General features: G+C 57.6%; 21 protein-coding genes and 1 other RNA gene. 11 read left to right on the top strand and 11 right to left on the bottom strand.

What is annotated here, in order from left to right:
- Positions 1-101: 101 nt before the first annotated feature.
- Together hslO and G403_RS0106690 are read left to right on the top strand one after the other, a co-directional pair.
- A complete protein-coding gene (gene hslO, locus G403_RS0106695) occupies positions 102-974 on the top strand; it encodes an Hsp33 family molecular chaperone HslO (protein WP_027853312.1) in 873 nt (290 codons plus the stop codon).
- A gap of 184 nt (positions 975-1158) precedes the next feature.
- Positions 1159-2733, top strand: coding sequence for a phosphoenolpyruvate carboxykinase (locus tag G403_RS0106690; protein WP_281171140.1), 1575 nt, complete (start codon positions 1159-1161; stop codon positions 2731-2733).
- A gap of 86 nt (positions 2734-2819) precedes the next feature.
- On the opposite strand, the gene ppx is transcribed toward G403_RS0106690, so the two are convergent.
- Positions 2820-4328, bottom strand: coding sequence for an exopolyphosphatase (gene ppx, locus G403_RS0106685; protein WP_027853310.1), 1509 nt, complete (start codon positions 4326-4328; stop codon positions 2820-2822).
- A 205-nt stretch (positions 4329-4533) separates the two neighbouring features.
- Between ppx and trxA the strand changes: the two genes are divergently transcribed.
- The 4 genes from trxA (at position 4534) to G403_RS0106665 (ending at position 8269) form a co-directional block, all read left to right on the top strand.
- Positions 4534-4860: a thioredoxin TrxA gene (gene trxA / locus G403_RS0106680; RefSeq protein ID WP_027853309.1), complete on the top strand. Its 327-nt coding sequence runs from the start codon at positions 4534-4536 to the stop codon at positions 4858-4860.
- Positions 4861-5077: 217 nt separating this feature from the next.
- A complete protein-coding gene (gene rho, locus G403_RS0106675) occupies positions 5078-6337 on the top strand; it encodes a transcription termination factor Rho (protein WP_027853308.1) in 1260 nt (419 codons plus the stop codon).
- 146 nt (positions 6338-6483) lie between these two features.
- A complete protein-coding gene (ubiD, locus tag G403_RS0106670) occupies positions 6484-7968 on the top strand; it encodes a 4-hydroxy-3-polyprenylbenzoate decarboxylase (protein WP_027853307.1) in 1485 nt (494 codons plus the stop codon).
- Positions 7955-8269, top strand: a complete 315-nt coding sequence (locus G403_RS0106665) for a 2Fe-2S iron-sulfur cluster-binding protein (protein ID WP_027853306.1) — start codon at positions 7955-7957, stop codon at positions 8267-8269. Before ubiD ends, G403_RS0106665 begins: the two co-directional genes overlap by 14 nt.
- On the opposite strand, the gene G403_RS0106660 is transcribed toward G403_RS0106665, so the two are convergent.
- From G403_RS0106660 to hemC, 5 genes are all read right to left on the bottom strand, one after another.
- Complete coding sequence (locus G403_RS0106660; protein ID WP_245578216.1) at positions 8263-8760, bottom strand: TIGR00645 family protein; 498 nt, start codon at positions 8758-8760, stop codon at positions 8263-8265. The two genes, G403_RS0106665 and G403_RS0106660, sit on opposite strands and share 7 nt — an antisense overlap.
- Before the next feature lie 64 nt (positions 8761-8824).
- Positions 8825-10087 (bottom strand): heme biosynthesis HemY N-terminal domain-containing protein, encoded by a 1263-nt coding sequence (locus G403_RS0106655; protein WP_027853304.1) that lies wholly within the window; start codon positions 10085-10087, stop codon positions 8825-8827.
- On the bottom strand, positions 10084-11361 hold the full coding sequence (locus tag G403_RS0106650) for a uroporphyrinogen-III C-methyltransferase (RefSeq protein ID WP_027853303.1): 1278 nt from the start codon (positions 11359-11361) through the stop codon (positions 10084-10086). The genes G403_RS0106655 and G403_RS0106650 overlap by 4 nt, the downstream gene beginning before the upstream one ends.
- Positions 11362-11375: 14 nt before the next feature.
- A complete protein-coding gene (locus G403_RS0106645; protein ID WP_027853302.1) occupies positions 11376-12149 on the bottom strand; it encodes a uroporphyrinogen-III synthase in 774 nt (257 codons plus the stop codon).
- Positions 12142-13080 (bottom strand): hydroxymethylbilane synthase, encoded by a 939-nt coding sequence (gene hemC, locus G403_RS0106640; protein WP_027853301.1) that lies wholly within the window; start codon positions 13078-13080, stop codon positions 12142-12144. Before hemC ends, G403_RS0106645 begins: the two co-directional genes overlap by 8 nt.
- A 321-nt stretch (positions 13081-13401) precedes the next feature.
- On the opposite strand from hemC, the gene argH reads away from it, so the two are divergent.
- Both argH and G403_RS0106630 read left to right on the top strand, forming a co-directional pair.
- Positions 13402-14799, top strand: a complete 1398-nt coding sequence (argH, locus tag G403_RS0106635; protein WP_027853300.1) for an argininosuccinate lyase — start codon at positions 13402-13404, stop codon at positions 14797-14799.
- A gap of 76 nt (positions 14800-14875) precedes the next feature.
- Entirely contained in the window at positions 14876-16063 is a 1188-nt protein-coding gene (locus tag G403_RS0106630; RefSeq protein ID WP_027853299.1) for a YbfB/YjiJ family MFS transporter, read from the top strand.
- Positions 16064-16090: 27 nt separating this feature from the next.
- Here G403_RS0106630 and G403_RS0106625 read toward each other — a convergent pair whose 3' ends face one another.
- Positions 16091-16603 carry a glycine cleavage system transcriptional repressor gene (locus G403_RS0106625; protein WP_027853298.1) on the bottom strand — a complete coding sequence of 171 codons (513 nt, stop codon included), beginning with the start codon at positions 16601-16603 and terminating at the stop codon, positions 16091-16093.
- A gap of 93 nt (positions 16604-16696) precedes the next feature.
- Here G403_RS0106625 and G403_RS0106620 point away from each other — a divergent pair, with 93 nt between their 5' ends.
- On the top strand, positions 16697-17608 hold the full coding sequence (locus tag G403_RS0106620) for an AEC family transporter (protein ID WP_027853297.1): 912 nt from the start codon (positions 16697-16699) through the stop codon (positions 17606-17608).
- A gap of 425 nt (positions 17609-18033) precedes the next feature.
- Here the strand turns inward: G403_RS0106620 and G403_RS0106610 are convergent, their stop codons facing one another.
- From G403_RS0106610 to G403_RS0106600, 4 genes are all read right to left on the bottom strand, one after another.
- On the bottom strand, positions 18034-18660 hold the full coding sequence (locus tag G403_RS0106610) for a 5-formyltetrahydrofolate cyclo-ligase (RefSeq protein ID WP_027853296.1): 627 nt from the start codon (positions 18658-18660) through the stop codon (positions 18034-18036).
- A gap of 5 nt (positions 18661-18665) precedes the next feature.
- Positions 18666-18846: non-coding RNA, 6S RNA (gene ssrS, locus G403_RS24865), on the bottom strand.
- A gap of 125 nt (positions 18847-18971) precedes the next feature.
- Positions 18972-19307 (bottom strand): cell division protein ZapA, encoded by a 336-nt coding sequence (locus G403_RS22455; protein WP_036232872.1) that lies wholly within the window; start codon positions 19305-19307, stop codon positions 18972-18974.
- Complete coding sequence (locus tag G403_RS0106600; RefSeq protein ID WP_245578215.1) at positions 19304-19585, bottom strand: TIGR02449 family protein; 282 nt, start codon at positions 19583-19585, stop codon at positions 19304-19306. The genes G403_RS22455 and G403_RS0106600 overlap by 4 nt, the downstream gene beginning before the upstream one ends.
- Positions 19586-19681: 96 nt before the next feature.
- Between G403_RS0106600 and G403_RS0106595 the strand changes: the two genes are divergently transcribed.
- Positions 19682-22594 (top strand): transporter substrate-binding domain-containing diguanylate cyclase, encoded by a 2913-nt coding sequence (locus G403_RS0106595; protein ID WP_156899653.1) that lies wholly within the window; start codon positions 19682-19684, stop codon positions 22592-22594.
- 78 nt (positions 22595-22672) lie between these two features.
- The gene (locus G403_RS0106590) at positions 22673-23266 is read left to right on the top strand and encodes a UPF0149 family protein (RefSeq protein WP_051298649.1); all 594 of its coding nucleotides are present in this window, start codon (positions 22673-22675) and stop codon (positions 23264-23266) included.
- Positions 23267-23286: the final 20 nt, after the last annotated feature.

Genomic DNA, 23286 nt, shown 5'->3' with positions numbered 1-23286 from the left:
AGATCGCGTGATGTTCCCGACAACATTCCGTAAAATCGCGCCTTTGTTTTATCCAGCCCGGCGGCCGCTGGCGGTCGGGACTTAGTTTCCGTAGGTGAGATGTGAGTAACTCAGACCATATTCAGCGCATTCTTTTTGACGAGATTGATGTCCGCGGCGTAATCGCGCGGGTAGAGGAAAGTTATGCCGAGGTGCTCGCGCGGGCAGATTACCCTCCGGTTATCCGCCGAATACTTGGTGAGATGCTGGCCGCGGTCAGTCTGTTGAGCTCCAACCTAAAGTTTGAGGGACGGCTTTCACTGCAGGCTCAGGGTGAAGGAAACCTGCGTATCTTGATGGCGGAGTGCAGTCATCACCAGGATCTCAGGGCCATCGCGCGTTACGAGGGTGCCCTTGCCGAGGCGCCCTTTAATGAGCTGTTGGTCAATGGTCGTCTTGCACTGACCATCGAGCCTGAAGGCGGTCAGCGCTATCAGGGGGTGGTGCCGTTGGAGAAGCCTTCGCTGGCTGAGTGTCTCGAGGATTATTTCCGTCAGTCTGAGCAGCTATCGACCAGTATTCATTTGGCGGCCGATTCGCAGAAGGCGGTGGGCCTTCTGTTGCAGGTTCTTCCTGCTGCCGGGACCGGTGTCGACGACTGGGAGCGGATCTCCGCGTTGGCATCGACGCTGAAGGACAGCGAGCTCATCGAACTGGATAACGAAACCGTGCTGTATCGTCTGTTTCACCAGGAGAAGTGCCGTTTGTATGAACCGGAAAGCCTGCGTTTTCAGTGTGACTGCTCACGGACGCGCAGCGCCGAGGCGCTGCAGATGATGACCGAGGAGGAGCTGCTTCAGTTGGCGGATGAGCATGACGGTGTGCTTGAGGTGAGCTGTCATTTCTGTAACGAACTCTATCGTTTCGACAAGGCCGATATACAGGCGCTGTTCAGCAATGGCGGCCCGCTGGATCAGCCGGATCAGATACACTAAGCCCGACTGTTGAACGGGAACAGGGGCTTTGCATAGCGCCGATACGGGGGAATACTTCCCGGGCGCAAATGAGAAGGGTTCCGGGTTATCCTGGCCTTCACTTTGTGCGATAATATGCATCCCCAGAATAATAAATGCGGCCGGCCAACGGTGCGCGTAACAGAATAATTGCTTTCAGGTAAATTTGGCGCGCAGCCAAGGGAATCAGGTAATGACCACAGATAACGTCAATCGCGTACACGTGAATCCGAGCCCGGCGGAGCTGGTCGAGCTGGCGGTTTCTCGCAAAGAGGGTGTTCTGGCGGACACCGGCGCACTCGTTGTAACCACCGGTAAACGTACCGGTCGCTCACCGATGGATCGCTACATCGTTGAAGAGCCCAGTACTTCCGATGTGATCGACTGGGGCAATATCAATCGTCCGTTTCCCGCAGACAAGTTCGATGCGCTCTGGGACCGGGTTGAGGCCTATCTCGCCGATCAGGAGCATTTCGTTTCTCATGTTCATGTGGGGGCGGATCCCAATCACTATCTGCCGGTGAAAATGTCTACCCAGACGGCGTGGCAGAACCTGTTCGGTCAGAACCTGTTTATCCGCCCTCATGAGTACAACCCGAAGGGCAAAGAGGAGTGGCAGGTGCTCAACGTGGCTGGCTTTGTCTGTGAGCCGGAGCGTGACGGTACCAACTCCGATGGCTGCGTCATCCTCAACTTTGCCAAGCGCAAAGTGCTGATCGCAGGTATGCGCTACGCCGGCGAAATGAAAAAGGCGATGTTCTCGGTACAGAACTTCCTGCTGCCGGAAAAAGATGTGTTGCCGATGCACTGTTCGGCCAACATCGGGGAAGATGGTTCTACTACGCTGTTTTTCGGTCTGTCCGGTACCGGTAAAACTACGCTGTCAGCCGATCCGACCCGTTACCTGATCGGTGACGATGAGCATGGTTGGGGCAAGGGCGTGGTCTTCAACCTGGAAGGTGGTTGCTATGCCAAGACCATTAACCTGAGCAAGAAAAACGAGCCGATCATTTGGGATGCAATCCGTTTTGGCGCCATTGTCGAGAACGTTCATCTGGATGCCAAACGTCACGCGGATTACAACGATACACACCTGACCGAGAACGGTCGCTGTGCTTATCCTCTGGATCATGTTGAGAAACGTTCAGCTACCAACATGGGCTCCGAACCGGATGCCATCGTCTTCCTGACCTGCGACCTGACCGGCGTGTTGCCGCCGGTGTCTGTGCTTACCAAGGAAGCGGCGGCGTACCACTTCCTGTCCGGTTATACGGCGCTGGTTGGCTCCACGGAAATGGGCTCCGGTGGCGGCATCAAGTCCACCTTCTCCACCTGCTTTGGTGCACCCTTCTTCCCGCGTGCGGCGCATGTATACGCAGATCTGCTGATGAAGCGGATTGAAGAGTTCGGGTCCCGGGTTTACCTAGTTAACACGGGGTGGACCGGTGGTTCCTATGGTACCGGGGAGCGCTTCAGTATCCCGACGACCCGTGCCATCATCAGCGGTATCCAGAGCGGTGCCCTGAAAGATTGTGAAACCGAGCATTTGCCGGGTATTAACCTGTCGGTACCCAAGTCAGTGCCCGGTGTCGATGACAAACTGCTCAATCCGCGCACAACCTGGGCTGATCCGGCGGCCTATGATGCTGCAGCGAAGGATCTGATCGGCCAGTTCGTCAATAACTTCCAGAAGTTTGACGGCGTCTCTGAGGCGATCAAGCAGGCTGGTCCTCAGGCGTGATAGCGCGCTGAACGGATCGAACGAAAACGCCCCGCTGATGCGGGGCGTTTTGCGTCAGGAGGTTTGAAAAAGTTTGCCTCAGGCGCTTACTCGATGCGTAGGGTATGGCCATTGGCGCGCTGGTATTCTGCCTCGCTCTCCAGGTCGGCCCGGGTGAGCGGATGGTGGGTCAGCCAGCCGGTGGGGAAGCGCAGGGTCAGCTCATTGCCGTTGTTGATGCTCAATTGAATGGCGGGAAGCCTGGCTGTGGTGCGACTGCGGTGCAGGATTACGGCCAGGCGCAGCAGCACGCACAGGCGCAGAAACGGCTGTTGGCTCTGCTCGGGCAGAGCGCGGAACTCTTCCTTGGGAAACTTGCGGCGATGGCCACGTACCAGAAACGCCAGCAGTTGTTGCTCGGTGTTGGTGAAGCCGGGCAGGTCGGAGTGCTGGAGCAGGTAGGCGCTGTGTTTGTGGAACTGGGTATGGGCGATGGTCAGCCCGATCTCGTGAGTGCGGGCGGCCCAGCTGAGCATATCCTGATATTCGCTGTCGGCGATCTCCCAGGTGTCGCGGATCTGCGCGAGCAGATAGAGCGCGCTGGCTTCTATGCGCTGAGCCTGTCCGGTATCGACGTGGTAGCGTTTCATCAGCGCAGCAATGCTGCGTTCACGGACATCTTCATGGTTGAGACGCCCGGCCATATCGTAAAGCAGTCCCTCGCGAAGAGCGCCATCGGAGTAGTCCATCTGCTCAATGCCCAGCAACTCGAAAACCGCCAGCAGGATGGCTGCGCCGGAGGGCAAAACCGCGCGCCGGGCCGGTTTGATCCCTTCGATATCGATCCGGTCTGCACTGCCGAACGAGAGCAGCTGTTTACGAACCGCCCTGAGCCCCTCGAGCGTGATTTGGTCGCCATAACCCAGTGCGTTGCAAGCCTGTCGCAGTGCCTTGACGGTGCCGGAAGAGCCGATGGTGCTTTGCCAGCGCAGCCGGCGATAATCCCGGCGAATAGCCAGCAGTTCCCGAGCGGCCGCCGTTTCTGCTTTGTCCATGGCGTCGGGCGTAATCTTGCCATCGGCAAAAAAACGCTTGGTGTAGCTGACACAGCCCATATGAAGGCTTTCCAGCTTCAGCGGTTCAAAGCGGGATCCGATAATAAACTCGGTACTGCCACCCCCGATATCGACCACCAGGCGGCGGTCACTGTCGTCCGCCAACGTATGCGCAACACCCAGGTAGATCAGGCGTGCCTCTTCACGGCCCGCAATAACTTCAATGGGGGCTCCCATCAATGTGCGTGCGCGGCGAATAAATTCGTCCCGGTTCTTGGCCTCACGTAGCGCGTTGGTGCCGACGATGCGGATGGCATTGCGAGGCAGCTCTTTGATGCGCTGGGCAAAGCGGCTGAGACACTCCAGTCCGCGCAGTTGCGCTTCTTCGCTAAGCAGACCATCGTCTCCGATACCGGCCGCCAGCTGAACTTTTTCCGACATCACATCGAGCGGCTTGAGCTCACCGTCCACCAGGCGGGCGACCACCATGTGAAAACTGTTGGAGCCCAGGTCGATAGCGGCGAGCAGATCGCCGGTTGTAGGGGGTTCCTGGTCGAGCATGCCGTGTAGCACCTCCGAAGTTGAGCTTGACCCACCGGTGGCGGCTTGGCCGTCCACTTTGTTGCGTCGCGCAAGATTACCAGATGTTATCCATCGGTGCAGGCGTGTCGATGGCGTTTAACCGCCTGTTCACATTGGTTCGATGCTGGTGGTATCATCGGTGGTCAGATTTTTAACGCACCAGGTGCACTGGAGAGCAGAGCCAATGAGTGAAAACATCGTTAGCGTCACCGACGCCACCTTCGAAGAGGAAGTGTTGAAAGCGGAGGGCGCTGTCCTGGTAGATTACTGGGCTGAATGGTGTGGTCCCTGCAAAATGATCGCCCCGGTACTGGAGGAGATCGCCAAGGACTACGCCGGTCGTCTGAAGGTCTGCAAGCTCAATATCGATGAGAATAACGAGACACCACCGAAGTTCGGTATTCGTGGTATCCCCACGCTGATGCTGTTCAAGGGTGGAAACGTTGAAGCGACCAAGGTTGGCGCACTGTCCAAATCGCAGTTGGCCGCTTTTGTGGACGCGAACCTCTAAGCACACCGAAAGAAAACGCACTGTGTCCGGCGGACCATTGCGTTTTCTTGCATTACGTGCTGGACAGCACAACCCTTAGGCTTTATATTGCTTTTCACTTATCTGTCCGGTGGCGGCGTCCGTCGTATAACCCGGCCTGATCACTGAATTTTTTCTTCCGACTAATCACTCCGGTCCCATCCGAAATCGGCCTTTCATGGCCGCTTCCAAAAAAACTATGAATCTAACCGAACTCAAGACAAAAAGCGTTCCGGAACTACTGGACATCGCCACCGAAATGGGCCTCGACAACATGGCCCGATCCCGCAAACAGGACGTTATCTTCGCGATATTGAAGAAGCATGCGAAGAGTGGGGAGGACATCTACGGCGATGGTGTTCTCGAGATTCTGCAGGACGGCTTCGGTTTCCTCCGCTCCGCAGACTCCTCCTACCTCGCCGGTCCCGACGATATCTACGTTTCCCCCAGCCAGATCAGACGCTTTAACCTCCGCACCGGAGACACCATCGCCGGCAAGATTCGCCCGCCGAAAGATGGTGAACGCTACTTCGCGCTGCTCAAGGTCAACGAGATCAACTATGACCGTCCCGAGAACGCGAAAAACAAGATTCTGTTTGAGAACCTGACGCCGCTGTTTGCGCAGAAGCGTCTGCGGATGGAGCTGGGTAACGGCAGTACCGAAGATATCACGGCCCGTGTGCTGGATCTGGTCACCCCGATGGGTAAAGGTCAGCGCGCCCTGATCGTGTCGCCGCCAAAGGCGGGTAAGACATTGATGCTGCAGAACATCGCCAACAGCATCACGCGCAACAACCCCGAGTGCTACATGATCGTTCTGCTGATCGACGAGCGCCCGGAGGAAGTCACCGACATGCAGCGCACCGTGCGCGGTGAAGTGGTTGCCTCCACCTTCGATGAGCCGCCATCCCGCCACGTACAGGTAGCCGAGATGGTGCTGGAGAAGGCCAAACGCCTGACTGAGCACAAGAAGGACGTGGTGATCCTGCTCGACTCCATCACCCGTCTGGCCCGTGCCTATAACACGGTAATTCCCTCTTCCGGTAAGGTACTGACCGGTGGTGTGGATGCCCATGCGCTGGAGCGCCCCAAGCGTTTCTTCGGTGCGGCCCGTAACATTGAAGAGGGCGGCAGCCTGACCATCATCGCTACCGCATTGGTCGATACCGGCTCCAAGATGGACGAGGTTATCTTCGAGGAGTTCAAGGGTACCGGTAACTCCGAGGTGCACCTGGACCGTAAAATCGCTGAAAAACGTACGTTCCCGGCGATCAATATCCGTCGCTCCAGCACCCGTCGTGAAGACCTGCTGACCAGCGAGGAGGAGCTGCAGCGGATGTGGATTCTGCGCAAGCTGCTCGACTCCATGGAAGACGCGGCAGCCACCGAGTTTGTGATCGACAAACTGAAGGACTTCAAGACCAACGATGAGTTCTTCATGTCGATGAAGCGTAAATAAGCGCGACGGTTGATCTGTTTGTGAAAAAGGCGAGTAAGAGAGGCTCTGAAAAGGCTTCCTGCTCGCCTTTTTTAATGTCTGCTGGACGGGGCTGATAGGCCGGAAAGCCAGCACATCTGTATAACCAGCAAAAGGCCCGATTGCTGATGAGTAACCCCAAGTACAAGGATCTGCGCGACTTTATAAAAATGCTGGAGGCGCGTGGCGAACTGAAGCGGATCAGGACCGAGGTCGATCCCTACCTGGAGATGACCGAGATCAGCGACCGCACGCTGCGTGCTGAAGGTCCGGCCCTGCTGTTCGAAAACCCCAAGGGCTACGACTACCCGGTGCTGACTAACCTGTTCGGTACGCCGGATCGTGTGGCTCTGGGAATGGGTGAGGAGTCGGTCACTGCGTTGCGTGACGTGGGTAAATTGTTAGCGCAGCTGAAAGAGCCTGAGCCGCCCAGGGGGATGAAGGATGCCTGGGAGAAGCTGCCGGTCTTTAAGCAGGTGCTCAACATGGGCCCCAAAGTGGTCAAAAATGCGCCCTGCCAGCATACGGTGATCGAGGGTGATAATGTGGATCTGTACAAATTACCGATCCAAACCTGCTGGCCCGGCGATGCCGGCCCATTGGTGACCTGGCCGCTGGTCGTGACGCGCGGGCCTGAGAAATCGCGTCAGAACCTGGGTATTTACCGTCAGCAACTGATCGGTCGTAACAAGTTGATCATGCGTTGGCTGTCCCACCGCGGAGGCGCCCTGGATTTTCGCGAATGGAAACTCAAACATCCCGGCGAACCTTTCCCCGTTGCGGTGGCGCTGGGCGCGGATCCCGCCACGATTCTCGGTGCCGTGACTCCGGTACCGGACACCCTGTCGGAGTACGCCTTTGCCGGGTTGCTGCGCGGTGGCAAGACCGAGGTGGTGAAATGTATCGGTAATGATCTGCAGGTACCGGCCAGCGCCGAGATTATCCTTGAAGGTTATATCTATTCGGACGAACTGGCTGATGAAGGCCCCTTTGGTGATCATACCGGTTACTACAATGAGGTGGATCGCTTTCCGGTATTCACCGTCGAGCGCATCACCCAGCGCGAGGTGCCTATCTACCACAGTACCTACACCGGCCGACCGCCTGATGAGCCCGCCGTGCTTGGCGTCGCCTTAAACGAAGTGTTCGTACCGATTTTGCAGAAGCAGTTTCCCGAGATCGTCGATTTCTACCTGCCGCCGGAGGGGTGTTCCTACCGGATGGCGGTGGTCACCATGAAGAAACAGTACCCGGGTCATGCCAAACGGGTGATGATGGGGGTCTGGTCTTTCCTGCGGCAGTTTATGTACACCAAGTTCGTGATTGTCTGTGACGACGACGTCAACGCCCGGGACTGGAAGGATGTGATCTGGGCGATCACGACGCGAATGGACCCGAGCCGGGATACCCTGCTTGTGGACAACACACCGATCGATTACCTGGATTTTGCTTCCCCGGTGTCGGGCCTGGGCTCGAAGATGGGGATGGATGCCACCAACAAGTGGCCCGGCGAAACCGACCGTGAATGGGGCGTGCCGATCACCATGGATGCAGCGGTTAAGGAGCGAGTGGATAGTATCTGGCAGGAGCTGGGTATCTTTGACGACGATTGAGCAGAGCGATTTCAATCGCTGGCAGGTTTCTCTACCTGAAGAGGGGGTTGTCCTGGCGCTGCGTCAGGAGGCTTCGTTACTGGAGCAGCTGGTGGAAGCCGGTGTACCCCTGCGCCATGCCTGTCGCAATGGCGTCTGCGAAATCTGTGAGGCCTGGCTATTGGAGGGGCGGGTTGAACAGGCCTATCCGGCAGACGTCATTGAGGGAAATAAAGAAAGAGCGCCGCTGATTCGCCTTTGTACGGCGCGAGCGCTCTCTGATCTAACGCTCAAGCTGACCGGCTATGCCCGGCGTCAGTGAGATTTCTTCGTGAGTTTATCCAGAATGCCCATGGCAAACGCGGACACCACGAACGTCAGGTGGATAATGACGTACCAGAGCAGTTTGTCGTTATCCACATTGCCGGCATTCATGAAGATTTTCAGCAGGTGGATCGACGAAATGGCGACGATGGAGGCGGCGACCTTGTTCTTGAGACTGTTGGTATCCAGTGTGCCCAGCCAGCTCAGCTTTTCCGAGCCCTCATCCAGGTCGATCCGGGATACGAAGTTCTCGTAACCAGAGAACATCACCATCACGATGAGTCCGCCGACCAGTGCAATATCGATCAGTGACAGGACCACCAGTACGATATCGGCTTCGGCGATCTCGGTCACATGGGGTAACAGGTGTATCAGTTCCTGAAAGAATTTGATGCCCAGTGCGACCAGCGCCAGACTCAGTCCCAGATAGATCGGGGCCAGAATCCAGCGTGAGACATACATCAAACGTTCGAATTGACGTTCCAACATCTGTAATTCCTTTATACCGGGTAACTACCAATCGACCCCTTTGATGGGGTCGGTGGCCGCAAGTTCAATCCTTGTCCGGTGCGTGCTGTTTTGCCGGTGGCAGGGGAAGGGCGGGCAGTGCGCCATTCATCAGTTCGAAACCGCGTGCGGCGACGGCGGAGGCGCGTTCTCCCTCGCCCAGATGGGTCAGCAGGCGGCTGAGTTCTGCGCAGGCTTCGGCCCCTGGCTCCAGCTCAATGCTACGCTCGAAGTGGCTGATTGCGTTGCCCCAATGTTCATTCTGCATGGCCAGGCGGCCCAGGGTCAGTTCCAGAGCAGCACTCTCGTCCTGCTTCTTGGCCCAGCCACGGGCTGTTTCCAGCTGTTTGTGGGGATTGCTGCTGCGGATGCGACCGTAGAGGCGAACCAATGACTCATCCCACTGCTTTTTAAGTTGATCGCGCAGCATCTTCTCTGCTTCATCGGCGCTGCCAGCGTCGACCATCAGCTGGGTGTACTGTTCGATCAGCTGGTTGTCATGGGTGCAGTTGGCTGGCAGTGATTGCCAGGTGTGAGCGACCGCCTGCAGCCGGGTCTTGCTGTCCGCTTCCGCAGGCTGCTCCGCCAGGCTCTGGTCCAGCAGGTGATGGGCTGCCTCCGTTTCCAGACGGCGAACCTGCTCATCAGGCAGCACCTGGTGGCGCTTGAGGTCCGGCATCAGCTTGTTGAGGCCAGACCAGTCGTTCAACCGAACGTAGGTCTCCTTGAGCAGTTTCAATACATAGCTGTGTTTGGGAGCCAGACGCTTCAGGTGCAGCAGTGTTGCCAATGCGGGTTCATTCTGACCCCGGGCCAGCTGAATCTGGGCCTGAACGATGCCGATAGCGACTTCCGCTTTCGGGGTGGCCTCTCGGGCTTTCTGCAGCAGTTGATCAGCGCCGCTGGCGTCGCCCTGTTCATGGGCGGCCTTGGCGGCCGCCAAGTAGTTGATCAGAGGTTGTTCGCTACGCTCGGCCGCCTGGGTCAGGTAGCGCTGAGCTTTCCACCAGTTGCCTTCGGAGAGTGCCATCAGCCCTTTGAGAGTCTTGCCCTGGGCGATCTTATGATTGCGACGGCCGCGCCAGTCGCGCATCCGCTGGGCTGGTACACCGGCCCGGGTGATCAGGTTGAGCACCGTATGCAGGACCGCAAACAGTACAATGGCGATCAACAGCAGAACCCAGAGGCTGGTTTCCACCGTGGTCTCTTTGTAGGCCATCAGAACGTAGCCCGGGTCCTGCACCATCAGCTGGCCCAGCCAGGCACCGGCCAGCAGCAAGATCAGTAAGATGATGAAAAAGCGTTTCATTGCCCGGCCTCCTGTTTCAGGCGGGCCATATCACGCAGATGGCCCTTGAGGGCTTTCAGGGAGCCGGAGATGTCGGGCAGTTCAGGAGCAACGTTGGTGGCGTTCAGTTCGCCGATGCCCCTCAGCAGCGCCTGAGTTGTCGCGTCTTCTTCGTTGAAATAGTTGCCGATCCACTGGGAGGCCTTTTCAAGGCTGGCGTCGAACGCCTGCTGCTTGCGTTGCAGCAAAGCCAGTTGCGCCTGTTCCAGCATCAGGTGCAGGTTCTGCTGCAGATAGTAAGTCTGCTCCGGTGATAACAGCGGTTCTACCGGCTCGTCACGGTGCTGAATAACCACCAGCTTTTCAAACTTGTCCATCGCCTTGCCCCAGGCCGCCGCAGCGCCCTCGGTCCAGGTTTTCTCCACCGACTCGGGCGTGATCTCCTCCAGCATGGACGGTAGTTTGCGACGATCGGTAATCGGGGTCAGGCGCAGATCATCCACCTGCCGATTCATGGCGGCCAGCTTCAGGTAAACCCCTTCCACATCAAGCACCGGCACCGCTTCCAGGGCCGCGATATCGTTGGCCAGTGCCTCGCGTACCGGGTAGAGCGCCACATCGTCACTTTCGCGCAGAATATCGTCAGTGGCTTTAAGCAGGGTCAATGCGCCGGTCGCGGTCTGCTCCATCAGTACGCGCTGGTTAGCCAGGCGCAGCAGGTATTCGGCTTCGGCCATGAGCCAGTCGGTGCGCGATGTTTCCCGGGTGGCGTTGACCTGCTTGATGGCGTCTGTCAGGCGCTGCTGGAGCTGTTCGATATTTTGCTTGTCGGCCTGAGCCCGGCTCTGGAGCGACCCCAGTTGCTGGTTCATGCTGCCGATCCGGTCGGCCACATCGGCTTTGGTATTCGCCAGAGCCGTCTCAACCTGTTGAGTGATTGCGGTGCGGGTGGATGCGGATGTCTGCTTGAGCTGCCACCCTTCCCAGGCCAAGTAGCCCACGCCGCCAACGGCAACCAGTGCCAGAACCAGTGCCAGTTTGCCAGGCCAGGTAGCACCCTGTTTTTCGGCTTTGGGTGGAGAGGGTGGGGGTGGCGGTGTCGCACCCAGGTCGCCGGAAGTTTCCTTTGCCGTTTCGCTGGGCGCAGCTTCGGCGTCTGTGGTTTTCGGGCCGGGTGTCGTCTGTTTGTTTTCCGCCGTGTTGGCGTTGGATGTGTCCGGCGTCGAGTTATGTTGCTCTGTTTCTTTTGCCTCGGTTGCCGGGGTGTTCTCCTCGGGCTTACGGGTATCGTTCATGCCTAAAGTTCCAGTCAGTCGGCAGGTCTTATAGCGCGGATCATGGACGTGTCATCCGGTCCGTCCGCTATCCTGATTCGAGTAAAGCCCCGAGCCCGGGCCAGATCGGCAATGCGCGGGCTGGGAACAATCAATTCTGTGCTCAGTAGATCCGGCTCTGTCCCCGCCAATGCCAACAGGTGCTCCAGAGCCTGGCCGCTGGTTATCAGAATAACGGATAACCGCTGATCATAAATAGTACTTTGGATAAGCTCTTTATCATGCGCCGGACAGACGCGCCGGTAAAGGTCGGCATAGTGGACCGTCGCTCCGCGTGCTTCCAGTGTCGTGGCGAGAAGCTCACGACCCGCTTCCCCGCGCATGATCAGAAAGCGCTGTCCGGCCACATCCTGGAGCAGTGGGTCGGCCAGCAGCGCTTCTGAGTCAAACCCTCCTGCCACATGGTAAGCAGGGATGCCCTCCGCTTCCAGCCGGGCTGCGGTCGCGGCCCCGATCGCCAGCCACTGCACCCCAATCGGGAGCTGGGGCCAGTATTCGTCTACCCATTGGGTTCCGATGGCTGCCGCGTTGGCGCTGACAAAAATCACCCCCTGATACAGGTCCAGGTCGAGGATGCGCGACTTCACGGTTTGATACGCGGCATCCCCTGTCTGTGTCGGGACGATCTCCAGTAGCGGCAGCGCCAGTGGCTCGGCACCCAGTGCGCTTAGCTGAGCGATCAGATTCGCAGCCTGGTGTGCCGGTCGGGTAACCAGTACGCGTTTACCGGTGAGCGGCTGTTCAGCCACGTTCGGCGTAAACCTCTTTCAGGATCGCATCGGCACCGGCTGACAGCAGGCGCTCAGCCAGCGTGATCCCCAGCTGTTCGGCCTGATCAACGGGACCGCGGATTTCGTCGCGCAATACATGGGTACCGTCGGGGCGACCGACAAGGCCACGCAGCCAGATTTCGCTGATATCGTCATTCAGGGTTGCAAAGCAGCCGATGGGTACCTGGCAGCCGCCCTCCAGGCGGCGGTTCATGGCGCGCTCGGCCAGCACACGGTAGGCGGTTTCGGTGTGGTGCAGCGGCTTGATGAGGTCGATGAGTTCCTGGTCATCGCTGCGGCACTCAATGCCTACGGCTCCCTGGCCTCCAGCGGGGAGACTTTCCTCCGGGGTGATTTCGTAGCGAATGCGCTCATGCAGCTCAAGGCGCATCAGACCGGCTGTGGCCAGAATGATCGCGTCGTACTCGCCAGCATCCAGCTTGCCCAGGCGAGTCTGCACGTTACCGCGCAGGAAGTTGACTTGCAGGTCGGGGCGGCGTTCCCGGATCTGGACCTCCCGGCGCAGGGAGGAGGTGCCAACAACGGCGCCCTGGGGCAGTTCATCCAGATGGTTGTAGTGGTTGCTGACAAAAGCGTCGGTCGGCTTTTCGCGCGGGCAGATCACCGGCAGGCCCAGCCCGTCCGGAAACTCCATGGGGACATCTTTCATGGAGTGAACAGCGATATCCGCTTCTCCGTCGAGCATGGCGTTTTCCAGCTCCTTGACGAACAGCCCCTTGCCGCCGATCTTGGCCAGCGGGGTATCCAGGATTTTGTCACCCTTGGACTGGATCTTGACCAGCTCCACCTGAATGCCGGGGTGGATACGCTCAAGCTCGGCTTTGACATACTCGGCCTGCCAGAGGGCCAGCAGGCTGCGACGGGTGGCGATGCGAATCGTTCTGCTCATGAAACCTGAAATCCTGTATCCAGAGGCATAGCCTCGACCTGAAAAGTTAATGGAGCAGAGTGTACCAGAACCGTTCAGTTCTAGCGCTTGGCCGACACGATTGGCATGGCAACCGGCTGCCACGGAGCGCGCATCAGGCTTCAGTTAGTTGGGCACTGAATTTGTGACGGCGTGTCAGGCCTTTTCACCGCGTCAGATCCTGATCCTTTTGCAGGGTGGGTCAGAGGCTGAGAAACCAACTGAAAAGGGCTGTATAATCCCGGCATTACACGTCAGGGACCGCGTTTTCGCGGCCGAATCAGCGCCAGTGAGGTACCAGTTATGAGCAAAGAGACCAATCAGCAGTGGGGTGGCCGTTTCAGTGAACCGACAGATGCTTTCGTGGCGCGTTTTACCGCCTCTGTCGATTTCGACCGCCGCCTCTATAAGCAGGATATTCAGGGGTCGATTGCTCACGCCCGGATGCTTGAGAAAGTCGGTGTGCTGACGGAAAAAGAGCGTGACGACATCATTCGGGGCCTGGGTGAGATCCGCATTGAAATCGAGCGCGGCGACTTCGATTGGTCTGTGGCGCTGGAAGATGTCCACATGAACATCGAAGCGGCGCTGACCAAAAAGATCGGCATTACCGGTAAAAAACTGCACACCGGGCGCTCGCGCAACGACCAGGTGGCCACCGATATCCGTCTGTATATGCGCGACGAAATTGATCTTGTACTCAGCGAAATCAGTCGCCTGCAGAGTGGTTTGCTGGATCTGGCGGAGCGTGAAGCGGATACTATTATGCCGGGCTTCACCCATCTGCAAACCGCACAGCCAGTGACCTTCGGACACCATCTGCTGGCCTGGTTCGAGATGCTCTCCCGTGACTATGAGCGGTTTGCCGATTGCCGCAAGCGGGTCAACGTGATGCCCCTGGGCGCGGCCGCGCTGGCCGGGACCACGTACCCGATCGACCGCGCTTACACCGCTGAACTGCTGCAGTTTGATGCCCCGGCCGGCAACTCGCTGGATGCGGTATCGGACAGGGACTTTGCCATCGAATTCTGCGCCGCTGCCAGCGTGCTGCTGATGCATATGACCCGTATGTCAGAGGAACTTGTGCTCTGGACTTCCGCCCAGTTCAATTTCATCAACCTGCCGGACCGCTTCTGCACCGGGTCATCGATCATGCCGCAGAAGAAAAACCCGGACGTGCCGGAGTTGGTGCGTGGCAAGAGCGGACGGGTGTATGGCCATCTGATGTCATTGCTGACCCTGATGAAGTCCCAGCCGTTGGCGTACAACAAGGATAACCAGGAAGACAAAGAGCCGCTGTTCGATGCGGTGGACACCGTAAAAGGCTGTCTGCGCGCCTTCGGCGATATGGTACCTGCCATTGAGTCGCGCAAGGATGAGATGCGTGAGGCCGCTCGCCGAGGTTTCTCCACCGCGACCGACCTGGCTGACTATCTGGTTCGGAAGGGCGTTGCCTTCCGCGACGCTCACGAGATAGTGGGCCTGTCGGTGGCCTACGGGATCGAGAGTGGAAAGGATCTTTCTGACATGTCGCTGGAGGAGCTGCAGCGTTTCTCCGATACCATCGAAGAGGACGTATTCGACGTATTGACACTGGAAGGCTCGGTGGCGGCGCGTAATCATATCGGTGGCACTGCGCCGGACCAGGTGCGCGCAGCGGTGGACCGCGGTCGGGTTCTGGTCGCCGCTCGGGGCGAGTAAGGCGACAGCGACTGCGCCCGTTCAGAATAATAATGAACCATCCCGGGCTGCCGGGGTGGTGATAGGGAGCAGTTTAATGGAACAGCGTCTTAAAGTGCTGTTTGCAGGGATTCTCAGTCTTATTGTTACGGTCGGGGTGGCGCGTTTTTCCTACACGCCAATTCTCCCGATCATGCTGGAGCAGACCGGGCTGGATACCGCTGGTGGTGGATGGCTCGCCAGTTTTAACTACATCGGTTACCTGGCCGGTGCACTCGCTGCGGCCGCAGTCAGCGATCTTAAGCTCAAAGATCGGTTGTATCGCCTGTGCCTGATCCTGGCGGTGGCCACCACTCTGGGAATGGCACTGACCGATAACTTTCTTCTCTGGTCCGTGTTGAGACTGGTGGCAGGCTTCGCGGCCACCGGGGGGCTCTTGCTTGCCAGCGCATTGATACTTAATTGGCTGATTCGTCATCAATACCGTTCCGAGCTGGGTGTGCACTTTATAGGAATGGGAGCGGGGATTGCGCTCTGTTCACTGCTGGTGGAGTTTTTTGCCCGTTCGGGGCTCGACTGGCAGGGCCAGTGGCTGGGGTTTGCGGGCGTGGCTCTGGTGCTGGCCGTACCGGCTTGGCGGTGGATGCCTCCACCCGATACGGGGGGTAAGACCCGCTCTGGGCAGGCATTGGTGGATCGGCCTCCGGGTAAAATGTTTAGCCGGTTGCTGCATCTGGCGTATTTCTGTGCCGGCTGGGGGTACGTGATCAGCGCCACCTTCATCGTTGATATCGTTCAGCGTCAACCCGGCCTGGAGGGGAGTGGTAACTGGGTGTTTCTGGTCTTGGGTCTGGCAGCGGCTCCCGCTGTGATTGCCTGGGACCGGATCGCTCGGCGAACCGGCTATATACCGGCGCTGTTTCTCGCTTACCTGCTTCAGCTAGTCGGTATCATGCTACCCGCTCTGCAGCCGAATCTGATCGGTGCCATGGCCGGTGCAATCCTGTTTGGCAGCACTTTTATCGGCTGTGTCGGGTTGGTGCTGACGATGGCGGGGCGTTTCTATCCGACGAAACCCGCCAAACTGATGGGGCGCATGACGCTGGCTTATGGCACCGCGCAGATTCTCGCGCCGGCCATAACCGGTATGTTGGCAGCGCGGCTGGGTAGCTATGATCTCGGTTTGTACATAGCGGCGGCTATGGTGGGGCTGGGGGCATTGTTGATGACGCTGTTGTGGCGTCTTGAGCGTGATGAGCTGGCGCTGGAGCGCCATTCAGGCTGACTCCAGTACCAGTGACGGACAGGTGCCTCAGTTCAGGGTGATATCCACCATCAAGTCGGAGGCGATCGACTCAAGCTTGTCCTGGAGCTCATCCAGATCCACCGGTGACGGTACCCAGATTTCGGCATGGGCCTTAAACAGCTGCTCGCCGGACATGGATCCAGAGGTCAGCTCGGTCTGCATCTTGTGGACGTTGACCTGCATGCCGGCCAGGGCCTGGGATATTTCCCGTACAATCCCCGGTTTATCGTGGCCGATCAGATCCAGCGTGACCGAGCGGTTGCCCGCGTGGCTCTCATCCTCGGCGCTCTTCTCGACGCTCACCCGCAGGCCCTGTTGTTCCAGAGCCTGCAGCGCGTTAATCAGCTCAGGTTGCCGCTCTTCAGGCACCTGGATGATCAGTACACCGGCAAACTGCCCGCCCAGTCGGGACATGCCCGACTCCAGCCAGTTGCCGCCATGCTCGGCGATAGTGGTAGAGAGCAGGCCGACCAGGCCGGGTTTGTCCCGACCGATAAAACTCATTACCAGAGATGTCATTGCAAGGGGCTCCGTGTAGGCTAAGGTCGCCGAACGAACGGCGTTATCGATAGTTTACGCTCATAGAGCGTCTGGCTTTGAGTATAAACAAACATGGCTGAGATTCTTACCGCACTCTGGCCCGTCTTTGCACTGCTGGTGATTGGTCATCTGGCGCGTCGCTTTGATTTTCCGGGCGCGGCGTTTTGGCCGCCTGCTGAGCGGGCGACCTACTATGTACTTTTCCCCGCGCTGTTGGTCAGCCGGTTAAGCCGGGCGGACCTGGGTGGGGGGCAGTCGCTGCAGCTGATTACAGCGGTCCTCGGGCTATTGGTTCTGGGGAGTTTACTGGTATTGCTACTGGGGCGTTTATGGCGCTTTGCCAACCCCCGGTTTACATCGGTGTATCAAGGAAGCCTGAGGTTTAACACCTATGTGGCACTGGCAATCAGTGCGGCGTTACTGCCTGATCAGGGTGTGGTTTTGGCGGCCGTGCTGGCGGCGGTTATGATTCCGACACTGAATCTGTTCTGTGTGCTGGTGTTCGCGGGTTACGGGGATGCCAAGCCCAGTATGAATGGCGTGGCTCGTACGCTGGCGACCAATCCCCTGATACTCGCCTGTCTGTTGGGGATCGCCCTGAATCTGTCGGGGCTGGGGTTGCCGGTGCCGTTTGTACCGGTCCTCGAACTGTTGGGGGGAATGGCGTTGCCACTGGGGCTGTTGGCCGTAGGCGCAGCGCTCAATCTGCAGGCACTCAGGCACAGTGGGCCGGAAGTCATCATGGCCTCAACAGTGAAACTGCTGGTCTTCCCGCTGTTTGCCGCCACGCTGGCCTGGTTGCTTCAGCTGGATCAGGCCGGAACCCGGGTGTTCCTGGTGTTTGCGTCCGTGCCGACAGCAACAGCCTCTTATATTCTGGCGCGGCAGCTGGGAGGGGATGCACCGCTGATGGCCAACATCATCACTGCACAGACGCTGCTCTCGCTGATTACCATGCCTTTGATGATCGGTTGGCTGGGTTGACTGTCTTTGCTCCGGCCGGTGAACCGTCTTGCTTGGAATGATCATTTTTGAATGTTGATCTATCGAGACGCGCTTTTATTGTTCTGGTTGCTACTACTTAGCGGCGAGGAGGGGAAATCTGTTCTAAATCAAACAAAAAAGCCGGCTTTTTGTCGTATTTGTTGCATTTTTTCTCAAGTATGGAACACTTGAGCCGATTGCATGTCAAACAGCTGTTACAAATTGGTGGGCCCGAACTTCGTGAACCGGGAAACCGGCGCCGATACTGGGTTTGCAACCTGATAATAAACAATGGAACCGGCTGAAGAAGATGAAAAGAAGTCCCGATTTGGTACTCGTTCTTGTAATCGTTTTCGTTCTAGGTGCGCTGATGACGGGTGTATCCCAGACGGACCTGCAGTTCACGGCGCTTGTCCAGCAGGTATTTAACAGTTAAACCCGGCGGCTTGTAGATACTGCGTGTTGTCGGTCACAATCCCGAACAGGGGGACATCCCAGGGCTGAACCGGGAGTGCCTCGACCCGCTGACATTCATGTGCCAGACCAATCAGCTTGGCACCGTGTATCCCTTTCTCAGTGTGTTTGTAGCTGAACGTGCGGTCGTAGAAACCACCGCCCATCCCCATTCTATTTCCCTGCGGATCAAACGCGACCAGTGGCAGCATAACCAGATCCAGCGCCCAGGCGGGGCGTCTCGGCACACCCTGTAAGCCCGGTTCCTCAATGCCGAACCGGTTCTTAACCATTTTGGTGGTCGGTGAATAGGGTACAAACCAGAGGCGGTTGTGCCGGATCGGATGCAGCACCGGCAGATAAACCTGCTTGCCGAGCTTCCAGCACAACTCTATCAACGGTCTTGGGTCGATCTCTCCGTCGTTGGGCAGGTAGAGTGCAATATGTTGAGCTCGCCGAAACCAGAGTTGATGACCCACACTCTTTTTCAGGCGCAGAGCTGCGGCTTTCTGCTGTCGAGGCGTCAATGATCGACGTCTGCGTCGCATTGTCTGGCGAAGCGAACGGCGCTCGGAATCGATAGAGGGAAATGTATTCATGAAAAGGGCCTCCCAGGGTGCCGGCATCGGTTGTGGCCCTGAACCCAAAGGTTCAGAGTGGGGACGTCAGTGGATATATTAGGCTTTCCGGCAGACCGGACTTGCACACAATATCCGCATTCCATCCCCTGGGTATTGCTTATCGGCTCGAGGGACTTAACCGACAATCGAACACCCCAGGAAGTTGATTTCCATTATACGCCGGCTGTATTAAATGTCAGGTCTTGTAATTTTTCAGGGATTTGCTACGGGGCTGTAAGTCGCTGAAATAAATAGGGTTAGATCGACTATGAGAGTTTTTCAGGGTGTGATCAGCGGCTTGCGTCATCGTCATCCGGCTGCTGAACTTCACGCTCATCGATCTGATGCAGGGAGCGGTCGATCTTGTTACCCAGTCGACGCAGCTGCATCTCGACGTTGTGGCGGCTTTCCTCACGGTTTTTGATTAACTCGTGCGACATGTTCAACGCTGCCATCACCGCGATGCGCTCCAGGCCGACGATTTTGCCGGAGGTTTTGATTTCGCGCATTTTGCTGTCGAGGTAATCGGCAGACGCCAATAGCTCCGCTTCTGCGCCGTCCGGGCAGCTGATGGTGTATTCCTTGTCGAGCAGCTTCACGGTAACGGTCCGTGCTTCCTGACTCATGACTGTTGCTCCAGTGCTTTCAGGCGGGAGATCATGCTTTCGACACGGTCCCGGGTCTGATCGTGCAGTTGCAAGAGTTGCGCACGCTCCTCACGGAGTCGGGCGTCCTGTTCGCGTAAATGCGTGTTTTCCGCTTCCAGGGCCTGAAGTCGGGCTAGCAGCCGATCGATTTTCTGTTCCAGTGCATTGAAGTAGTGTTCTGACATCGTGTGGCCCTTAATGTCCGGCAGTCGCAGCCCGTTCAGCGCGACTATAAACAGGGCAACTGTCGGGGTCAATTGAGTCCTCCGTGGGTTGCCGCTGAACCCCTTGCGCTTGGCTATGCAAGGTGGCATGTTTAGATTTTGACCAGTCGGTTATACAGGGACGTTGTGTTGACTCGCATTCTAGTCTGTTTGTCACTGTTTTGTCTGTTTCTGGCCCGGTTCGCTGCTGCGGATCTGGTGCTCAGTGACGCCGAGCGTGCGCGGGTCGAAAGCGGGCAGCCGGTGACCATGGCCGCGATGTATGATTTTGTGCCCTTTTCGTTTGTCGAGGAGGGCGAGCTCAAAGGGTTTGTCCCTGATCTGGTTGCGCTGCTGGAGCAGAAAACCGGGCTTAAGATCCAGCTGCAAAGCGGTGAATGGTCCAACAACCTGCGTCGGCTGCGCGAGCGGCAGATCGATGCGATCTCCGATATCTCCTTCAAGCCTGAACGAACCGCATTCACCCTTTATACCACCCCATACTTCGAGATTCCGACGGTGGTCTTTACCCGCAAGGAATTTGGCGGGTATGAGGGGCTTGCTGACCTGTCCGGCCGTAAGGTCGGCGTGTTGCAGAATATTTTTTATCTGCCGGAGCTGCGCTCTCACAGTGATATCGAGGTGAGCGAATACGACGATTATGAAACCCTGATTCGGGCTCTGGCCTATGGCGAAGTCGATGCCGCGATTCAGAACCTGACCTCCGGCTATCACTATGCCACGCGTAACGCCTACACCAACCTGAAAGTGGTTGGGGAGTTCCAGCTCGATAGTGTGGGGCGGGAAGACCTGCGATTTGGTGTGCAGCCCGAGCAGCCGGAGGTGCGCTCGATCTTGCAGAAAGGGCTGGATGCGATCACTGAGACTGAGCGTAAGCAGCTGATTGATCGCTGGGTCGGGGGAGCGTCCCTGGGCTTTATTCGTGACGCGAGGACTGTCCCTCTATCGCCTGAGGAGCGCGAGTATGTCAAACGCCATCCGGTTATCACCGCGCACAACGAAGCCAAGTTCGAGCCCTATAATTTTTTCGAGAATGGTCAGCCCAGGGGGCATTCGGTTGAGCTGATCAAGCTGTTAGCCGACCGGGTGGGTCTGAAAGTAGAGTTTGTCAGCGGAAAAAGCTGGGATGAGTACCTGCATATGATGCGCCGGGGCGAGCTCGATGTGATGATGAATATCGTGCGTAGCCCTGAACGCGAAACCTATATGCAGTTTACCCGGCCCTATATCCGGCTCGCCCAGGCGCTGTATCAGCAGCAGGATAGCCCCGATATTCGTACCTTCGATGATCTCAAACACAAGCGGATCGCGTTACCTGACGGTTTCTATATGTACGATCAGCTTAGCCGGGTGCCCGAGATCGAGCTCATTGCCACCGACGACAGCCTGGAAGCGCTGATGATGGTCAGTACCGGAGAGGCTGATGCCACCATCGAGTTGATGACAGTGGCTGACCACCTGCGCCAGAAATACGGTATACCCAACCTGAAAACCCAAAGCGCGTTGCGTATCGAGGGTGGCGATCCGCTGTCGTTGCATATCGCCGTACCCCGGGATCATGGGGTGCTCCGCGATATTCTGCAAAAAGCGATGGACAGTCTCAGTGAGCAGGAAAAGCGCGAGCTTCAGCAAGAGTGGGTTGGACGCGCAAAGAGCCCGGCCAGTTATGTCCACTTGACCGGGCAAGAGCTTGGCTGGCTTGAGTCACGGGCGGCTCTGGGTATCTGCGTGCAACAGGAACATCTGCCGTTTGAGCAGATCGATGAAAACGGCCAGCAGATTGGCGCACTAAGCGAAATGCTGGAAGTGATTGCCAATAATTCCGGACTCAGTTTCAGAGTCGTACCGGTGGCCGGGTTCCAGTCGGCACTGGAGGCGCTTGATGCCGGTCGCTGTGACCTGGTCAGTGAAGCGCCGATGATCGCGGGACGCCCCGGTCTGACCTATACCCAGACATTGTTTACGACCCCGTTAGTGATCGCCACAGGGCTGGATCAGGTATTTGTCAGTGATCTGTCTCAAATCGGTAAGGAAGTGCTCGGCGTCGTTAACGGTTCCGGTGTTCAGGCATTACTGTCAGACCGCCGTCCTGGTTTGAATTTGCGCAGCTACGATACCCTCCCGGACGCGCTGGAAGCGCTGCATGAGGGTGAAATCTACGGTGTGGTGGAAAGTTTGCCGGTGCTGGGGCGCGCCATGAGCCAGCGGGTGTATGGGGATCTTAAAATATCGGGCCAGGTTCAGGGCGGTTATCCGGTCCGTATCGCCATGCGCAGCGATGACGGGATTCTGAGCCAGGTGATGAACAAGGCGTTGGTTTCGGTGACTGACAGTCAGCGTGAAGCCATATATAACCGTTGGCTGCAGCTGGCCACCGTTCGTGACAAGACAGATTACGCCGTGATCACACAGGTGACCCTGGCGGCGGCGTTCGTGTTGGGGGTCATCCTGTTATGGAACCGGAAGCTGGCGCGGCTCAATAACCAGATCAGCGAAAGCAATCAACGTCTCCAGGATACGCATGAAGAGTTGCAGGTTAAGAACCGGATGCTGGAGGAGTTGTCCGTCACCGACCGGCTGACCCGGCTCAAAAACCGGCTCTATATCGAGCAGATGTTTGAGCGTGAAATCGAGAAAGCGGAACAGCATGGCGAAGGATTCGCGGTATTGTTGCTGGATATCGATCATTTCAAGGCGGTTAATGATCGTTTTGGTCACGCCGCTGGCGATGCCCTGCTGACCGAGTTCGCCGGGCTGCTGAAGACGGCCTGTGACCGGGAGGATATTATCGCCCGCTGGGGCGGCGAAGAGTTTATGGTGATTGCACCTGGCGCCGATGCACAGCGAGCTCGTGCCCTGGGTGAACGCTTGTGCCGGGTGATTGGTGAACACCGGTTCAGCGAGGTTGGCGGATGCACAACGAGTATCGGTGTGGCGCTGTGGCAACCGGGCGATCGCCAAAAGAGCCTGAGCATGCGGGCCGACAATGCGCTCTACAAAGCTAAAGAGGGCGGGCGCAACCAAGTGTGCTGCCAGTTCTGAGCTCCCCCCTCGTTCTCGCCAGGTTGAGGTGCTAGCATAGCTGTCTTCCCCTCACCTGATCAGACAATATTCCCGACTATGAGCAATGATGAATCCCCTGTAGCACTGCCTGACTTCGATCTGGTGGCCAACTTGCTGATCGAGGAGGGCGTGCTGGCCGTATCTCCGGCTGAGCTGCACGGCCTGCTTGCCGGGCAGCTTGCCGCGGGTGCCCGGTTTGATGCCGATACCCTGCTCAAGGTTTTCCAGGAACTGATGGATGTCAGTGCACTGCGCAGTGAAACCACTAAACTGGGGCTGATTGAGCTCTATCAGCGTACCCTCGCACAGTATGAATCCGATGATTTTGGATTCGCTCTGCTGTTGCCGGACGATGACCAGATGCTGGCGCAGCGTGCCGAGGCACTGGGTAGCTGGTGCAGTGGGTTCCTCAGTGGTTTCGGCCTGCATACAAAAGCGAACACCAAGCTGTCCCAGGAAGCCAGCGAAGGGTTGCAGGACCTGGCTCAGATCGCTCAGATCGCCGCTGACACTGACGCCGAATCGGAAGAGGATGAGGCTGATCTGATGGAGGTGCAGGAGTATGTCAGGATGGCTGCGATGCTGATGTTCAACGAGTGTAACCGGGTTCCCGAATCGGACGCCGAGGCAAAGCCCCCCACACTGCATTGAAGTCCTTTTTGGAGAGAACG

Source organism: Marinobacterium litorale DSM 23545 (genome assembly GCF_000428985.1).
Classification (GTDB): Bacteria; Pseudomonadota; Gammaproteobacteria; order Pseudomonadales; family Balneatricaceae; genus Marinobacterium_D; species Marinobacterium_D litorale.
This window is presented reverse-complemented; position numbering and strand designations above follow the sequence as displayed.

Excerpts from the sequence above, each read along its gene's own strand:
- G403_RS22455 (WP_036232872.1), bottom strand. The coding sequence starts at position 19,307 with ATGAGTCAGGAAGCACGGACCGTTACCGTGAAGCTGCTCGACAAGGAA.
- G403_RS0106650 (WP_027853303.1), bottom strand. The coding sequence starts at position 11,361 with ATGAACGATACCCGTAAGCCCGAGGAGAACACCCCGGCAACCGAGGCA.
- G403_RS0106655 (WP_027853304.1), bottom strand. The coding sequence starts at position 10,087 with ATGAAACGCTTTTTCATCATCTTACTGATCTTGCTGCTGGCCGGTGCC.
- G403_RS0106590 (WP_051298649.1), top strand. The coding sequence starts at position 22,673 with ATGAGCAATGATGAATCCCCTGTAGCACTGCCTGACTTCGATCTGGTG.
- ubiD (WP_027853307.1), top strand. The coding sequence starts at position 6,484 with ATGAGTAACCCCAAGTACAAGGATCTGCGCGACTTTATAAAAATGCTG.
- G403_RS0106660 (WP_245578216.1), bottom strand. The coding sequence starts at position 8,760 with ATGTTGGAACGTCAATTCGAACGTTTGATGTATGTCTCACGCTGGATT.
- G403_RS0106610 (WP_027853296.1), bottom strand. The coding sequence starts at position 18,660 with ATGAATACATTTCCCTCTATCGATTCCGAGCGCCGTTCGCTTCGCCAG.
- G403_RS0106630 (WP_027853299.1), top strand. The coding sequence starts at position 14,876 with ATGGAACAGCGTCTTAAAGTGCTGTTTGCAGGGATTCTCAGTCTTATT.
- ppx (WP_027853310.1), bottom strand. The coding sequence starts at position 4,328 with ATGCTCGACCAGGAACCCCCTACAACCGGCGATCTGCTCGCCGCTATC.
- G403_RS0106620 (WP_027853297.1), top strand. The coding sequence starts at position 16,697 with ATGGCTGAGATTCTTACCGCACTCTGGCCCGTCTTTGCACTGCTGGTG.
- G403_RS0106625 (WP_027853298.1), bottom strand. The coding sequence starts at position 16,603 with ATGACATCTCTGGTAATGAGTTTTATCGGTCGGGACAAACCCGGCCTG.
- rho (WP_027853308.1), top strand. The coding sequence starts at position 5,078 with ATGAATCTAACCGAACTCAAGACAAAAAGCGTTCCGGAACTACTGGAC.
- hemC (WP_027853301.1), bottom strand. The coding sequence starts at position 13,080 with ATGAGCAGAACGATTCGCATCGCCACCCGTCGCAGCCTGCTGGCCCTC.
- trxA (WP_027853309.1), top strand. The coding sequence starts at position 4,534 with ATGAGTGAAAACATCGTTAGCGTCACCGACGCCACCTTCGAAGAGGAA.
- argH (WP_027853300.1), top strand. The coding sequence starts at position 13,402 with ATGAGCAAAGAGACCAATCAGCAGTGGGGTGGCCGTTTCAGTGAACCG.